This is a genomic window from Alistipes sp. CAG:29, assembly GCF_000435435.1.
Lineage (GTDB): Bacteria > Bacteroidota > Bacteroidia > Bacteroidales > Rikenellaceae > Alistipes > Alistipes onderdonkii.
The window spans coordinates 1-617 of record NZ_FR893495.1; the positions used below are offsets into that span (position 1 = coordinate 1).

Below are 617 nucleotides of genomic sequence, written 5' to 3' on the forward strand. Positions count from 1 at the left end.
CGCGCCGCCCGTAATCAGGATGGTGCGTTTTGGTGCCATTATCTCGTATCTTATATTTGATTTTCTCGTTCGGAATAAGTTTCCACCATTTCAGCAAACCGGGAAGACCAGGCCGGCCAGCTCAATTTTTCTTTATATAATCTCCTTGCATTTTCAGACAATCCGGAAAATTCCTGCTTGCATATGCACTCCTTTATCTTGTTGGCAAAATCGGCTCCCGTACCTGTCAGGGGAAGCCTGTATCCGTTCACGCCGTTCACGACATAATTAGCTATTCCGCCGGTATCGGTCGTGAAAACGGGGATTCCGTAAGCCGCAGCCTCGCAATACACGATGGCAGAGCATTCCGCGCGTGTCGGCAACAACAGAATATCGGCTTGCTGCCAAAGTTGCACATACTGGTGATATTGTTCGGGAATATTCTTATTCAAAAAGCCGATGTTTTTAACATGCGGATTATCCCGGTGTTTTTGAGGCAGGTCTTTAATACCTGCGACATACAGCGTCGCACGGATACCGGCGGCATTAAGCTGCATGACCGTATCTACAGCAATCTCGCCGCCTTTCCGCTCCCAGTCGACCCCGGAAAACAGTATGCGGAGCAAATACCCCCCCCC

General features: G+C 49.6%; 1 protein-coding gene. It reads right to left on the reverse strand.

What is annotated here, in order from left to right; all coding sequences use genetic code 11:
* Positions 1 to 50 precede the first annotated feature (50 nt).
* Positions 51 to 617: glycosyltransferase family 4 protein (locus QVP03_RS11525; RefSeq protein ID WP_288210791.1), on the reverse strand; the 567-nt coding region annotated here is incomplete at its 5' end.